Raw genomic sequence first — 4,352 nt, 5'->3', positions numbered from 1 at the left:
TGATAGAACCTTCAGCGCTCAGGGAAGTCCTCATAGAGGTTCCAAACGTCCACTGGGACGACATAGGCGGACTGGAAGACGTCAAACAGGAACTCAGAGAAGCCGTCGAGTGGCCACTCAAGTATCCTGAGGCCTTTATGGGGCTTGGCGTAACACCACCGAAGGGAATCCTGCTCTATGGTCCTCCTGGAACGGGTAAGACTCTGCTTGCTAAAGCCGTTGCAACGGAGAGCGAGGCCAACTTCATAGCTATCAAGGGTCCAGAGGTTCTCAGCAAGTGGGTTGGTGAGAGTGAGAAGAGGATAAGGGAGATATTCAGGAAGGCAAGGCAGGCGGCTCCAACGGTGGTCTTCATAGATGAGATAGACTCGATAGCCCCTGCGAGGGGAATGGAAGGTGACCGCGTCACTGATAGGTTAATCAACCAGCTTCTCACGGAGATGGATGGAATACAGGAGAACAGTGGTGTGGTTGTTATAGGCGCGACTAACAGGCCGGACATTATTGATCCAGCTTTACTCAGGCCAGGAAGGTTTGACAGGCTCATCCTCGTTCCCGCTCCTGACGAGAAGGCTAGGCTAGAGATATTCAGGGTTCACACGAGGAAGGTTCCGCTGGCCGAAGATGTCAGCCTTGAGGATCTGGCTAGAAAGACAGAGGGCTACACAGGTGCCGACATCGAGGCCGTGGTGAGAGAGGCAGCGATGCTCGCGATGCGCAGGGCCCTTCACGAAGGCATCATAAGGCCAGGAATGAAGGCCGACGAGGTCAGACAGAAGGTCAAGGTGACTATGGAGGACTTCGAGGAGGCACTGAAAAAGATAGGCCCGAGCGTGAGCAAGGAGACGATGGAGTACTACAGGAAGGTTCAGGAGCAGTTCAAACAGTCACGCGGAGCGTGACCTAGCGAGCGAACACTCGGGGCCGGAGACTGGTGCCTCTACTTTACCTTTTTTCACCCCAAGAGGATTCGATGAGGAGGCTTGTTCTGGTCTCTCTGGAAAACACGAGGACGAGGTCATGCTGGCCGGATCGAAGAGAATGTTGCCGGAGAACTGGCGGACTCCGGCCATTAAGAAAACAGAAGGAAGGGCCAATCAGGCAACCCACTCAAGCTCGAACTCCCTCGCACCTAGCTTCTCCTTCTCCTTTCTGGCGACTCTCTCAGCCTCCTCCATGTCGTTGGTCACTACTATTCCCTCTTTGGGAAGGGTGCTCTCAAGGTAGTAAACTATCCTGACCAGCATGGCCACCACCATATCACCGTTAGTGATATGCAACTTCGGGCGAACTTTAAAAACGTTGCTATCCCGAAATGGTTATCAATAAACAGAAACTCGCGAAGGAAAACGGGCATTGATGACCATGTTTGAAAGAAAGGAAGTAATCACCCGACCTTCTCCATCTCAAATACCCTAGCGTCCTTCCTCCTCATCTCAGCAACCGCTAAGCGTCTTGCCTCGTCCACAGTTTTCGCCTCTATCGTGAGCTTCTCCCCATGGTGCCTTCCGCCGTGGAGGGTAACTTCCCACTTCATAGGGCCACCACGGCACCGAATCACACCGCCAAACCTTAAAAGCTTAACGTGGTCATCCCTGAACTATGAGGCTGTTAATACGGCAGGAAGACCTCGGGCTGATCATTGAACGGGCCAGGGCCTCGAAGGAAGAGATTTGCGGTTTCCTCCTCGGGGTTGCTGGAGAAGAAGTGGAGGTCAGAGAAGTCAGGTTCGTGAGGAACCGTCTGGCATCGCCGGTTGAATTTGAGATGGAGCCCCTTGAGATGGTCGAAGCCCTGGATGAGGCCGAGGAGAAGGGGCTTGAAGTTGTTGGAATCTTCCATTCCCATCTGAAGTGCCCGCCGAGACCGAGCGGGAGTGATTTGAAGGGTATGGAACTCTGGCCGGTGACCTGGCTTATAGTGGACGAGAAGGGCAACTGCGCTGCCTATATCCTGAGAGGCAGTAGAGTGGAAGAGGTTGAGGTCGTCGAAGTCGAAAACGTTAATAATCTGTGAACCCTTTGCTTCTTGGTGACTCTGATGAACGTTAATGTTCACCTTCTGGCCTCTAAGATAAAGCATGTCGCGAGGGAAGCGTCCAATGAGGAGGAACTAAAGTATGGGGTCTCCAAGGTTCTGGATGAAGTCGTTTCTGAGCTGGGAATACGGGGAAGGTTTGAGAAGACAACCGTTCTTCTCGACTCAGGGAAGAGAGTCCAAGGGAGAATTGACGCCTTATATGGTGGTGTTATAATCGAGTACAAAGCACCGGGGAGGCTTAAGGACAAGAAAACGCTCGAAGACGCCATAGAGCAGGTGAAGAAATATATAATGAGCGAAGCCGATAGCGTTAAGTTCTACCCATACTACCTCGGTGTCGTCTTCGATGGGTACACCATCGCCTTTCTGAGGTACTGGAAGGGATCGTTTAAGGTTATAGGGCCAGTGCCCTTTAGTGAGGAATCCTTGGAGTATCTTCTTGATGCACTGAGGGGTCTGACGAGAAAACCTCTCGAAGCAGACACGCTCCTCAAGGACTTTGGGCCCCAGAGCGAGGTTGCGCATGAGACACTAAGGACTTTTTACAGCGCACTTGAAAAACCAGACTCCGAGCGCACAGAGCTTTTGTTTGAGGACTGGAGGAGGATATTTTCCCAGGTCTGCTCATACACCCCTGAAAAACTCAGGAAGCTCGCCAAGTTCTACGGCTTTGAAGAGGCAGACCCTGAAAGGCTAACCTTTGCTCTTCACACCTATTATACGCTTCTCATGAAACTGATAGTCAGCGAAATCGTCAGCGTCCTCTCTGGGGGGCTGGCTGGTTCAATACTGACGAGGCTCAAGGAGAGATACATGGAGAGCCCGGAATCCCTGAAGTTTACGCTGGAGTATGAACTTGAGGAAGGGGGTCTCTTCAGACAGCTGGGCATCAGGAACTTCCTTGAGGCAGACTACTTTGCATGGTATCTTGAGGAGTGGGATGAGGAGATGGCGAAAGCAGTTAACCGGATCATCGTGACACTAATGAACTACGAGCCAGCAACTGTTGAACTAACTCCGGAGAGAGTTGAAGACCTATTCAAGCGCCTTTATCAGAACCTTGTCCCCAGGGAAATAAGGCACAGCCTCGGCGAGTACTTTACCCCCGACTGGCTGGTCGAGCTAACTCTCGACGAGGTGAGCTACGACGGCAACCCCAACGTAAGGATTCTGGATCCGGCCTGCGGCTCCGGGACGTTCCTTGTTCTTGCCATAAAACGGGCCAAGGAGTGGGCACTGGAGCAGTGGGGAATCTCACCCAATGCCCAGACGGAGCTCCTCGAAAGGATAACGAGGAACATCATTGGAATAGACCTCAACCCGCTCGCCGTTCTGGCCTCAAAGGCAAACTACCTCATAGCCCTGGGAAGGCTGATAAGACACAGAGCAGGTGAAATCACAATACCTGTTTATCTCGCAGATTCTATCACGGTCACAACCAAGACATCAGCCAGGGGCGGAAGGAGGATAGCCCTGAGAACCGTTGCAGGAGAATTTGAAGTCCCTCTGGAGGTAGTTGAGAAGGGGCTTGCGGATAAGGTCTTCGAGACCATAGAAGACGCCCTCCGGATGAACTACAGCCTCGGACAGTTCATCCCATACCTATACACCTACAAACTGAAGGGAAGAAAGCTCAGCCCCGATACAGAGGACGCGCTCAGGGAGCTCTACAAGAAGCTCCACGAGCTTGAGCAGGAGGGAAAGGACAGGATATGGACGAGAGTCTTAAGGAACGCCTTCGCCCCGCTCACCATCGGAAAGTTCGACTTGGTTGTGGGCAACCCTCCGTGGATAAACTGGGAGAGCCTCCCAGAGAGCTACCGTGAGCTTACGAAGCCACTCTGGCAGCACTATGGGCTGGAAAAGGGCTCTGGAAAGGGTATGGGAAGGGTAAAGAGGGACATGGCGATGCTCTTCGTGGCGAGGACCTTCGACCGCTACCTGAAGCCCGGTGGAAGGCTGGCCTTCCTCGTGCCTTTCACGCTATTCAAGACGCAGGCCGGGGCGGGCTTCAGGAGGTTTTTGGCCCAAGGAAGGAGGAGGGAGCCGAGGATACCTGTGAAGATTCTCAAAGTCCACGATCTCGTTACGCTCTATCCCTTCGAGGGGGCAACGACCAGAACGGGAATGCTCATCATCGAGAAGTCAGAGAAGACGGAGTTTCCGATACCACTAACCGTCTGGAACTGGCCCGAGAGCAAGGGAGTAGATGTTGAGGCAAGCCTTGAAGATGTGAAGAAAAAGGCCAAGATTCACAGCCTCGTCTTCATGCCCATCGAGGAAGGGAAGCCTGAAAGCCCCTGGATGATGAC

The 4,352-nt window shown here is 53.0% G+C and carries 5 protein-coding genes; 3 read left to right on the top strand and 2 right to left on the bottom strand.

What is annotated here, in order from left to right; genetic code table 11:
- Positions 1-902: AAA family ATPase (locus MVD07_RS09880; protein WP_297501563.1), on the top strand; the 902-nt coding region annotated here is incomplete at its 5' end.
- 195 nt (positions 903-1,097) lie between these two features.
- Here MVD07_RS09880 and MVD07_RS09875 read toward each other — a convergent pair.
- Positions 1,098-1,256 (bottom strand): hypothetical protein, encoded by a 159-nt coding sequence (locus MVD07_RS09875; RefSeq protein WP_297501569.1) that lies wholly within the window; start codon positions 1,254-1,256, stop codon positions 1,098-1,100.
- Positions 1,257-1,387: 131 nt separating this feature from the next.
- Positions 1,388-1,537, bottom strand: a complete 150-nt coding sequence (locus tag MVD07_RS09870; protein ID WP_297501560.1) for a hypothetical protein — start codon at positions 1,535-1,537, stop codon at positions 1,388-1,390.
- A 65-nt stretch (positions 1,538-1,602) separates the two neighbouring features.
- On the opposite strand from MVD07_RS09870, the gene MVD07_RS09865 reads away from it, so the two are divergent.
- Positions 1,603-2,016: a M67 family metallopeptidase gene (locus MVD07_RS09865; RefSeq protein ID WP_297501558.1), complete on the top strand. Its 414-nt coding sequence runs from the start codon at positions 1,603-1,605 to the stop codon at positions 2,014-2,016.
- 24 nt (positions 2,017-2,040) lie between these two features.
- On the top strand, positions 2,041-4,352 hold a 2,312-nt coding region (locus tag MVD07_RS09860), incomplete at its 3' end, for an N-6 DNA methylase (RefSeq protein WP_297501566.1).

It is taken from the genome of Thermococcus sp., assembly GCF_027008145.1.
In the GTDB taxonomy this organism is placed as follows: domain Archaea; phylum Methanobacteriota_B; class Thermococci; order Thermococcales; family Thermococcaceae; genus Thermococcus.
Note: the sequence above shows the minus strand (reverse complement) of the source record. Positions and strands in the feature narration are given on the sequence as shown.

What these genes read in the sequence shown, in the direction of transcription:
- MVD07_RS09865 (WP_297501558.1), top strand. Translation starts at nt 1,603, where the DNA reads ATGAGGCTGTTAATACGGCAGGAAGACCTCGGGCTGATCATTGAACGG.
- MVD07_RS09870 (WP_297501560.1), bottom strand. Translation starts at nt 1,537, where the DNA reads ATGAAGTGGGAAGTTACCCTCCACGGCGGAAGGCACCATGGGGAGAAG.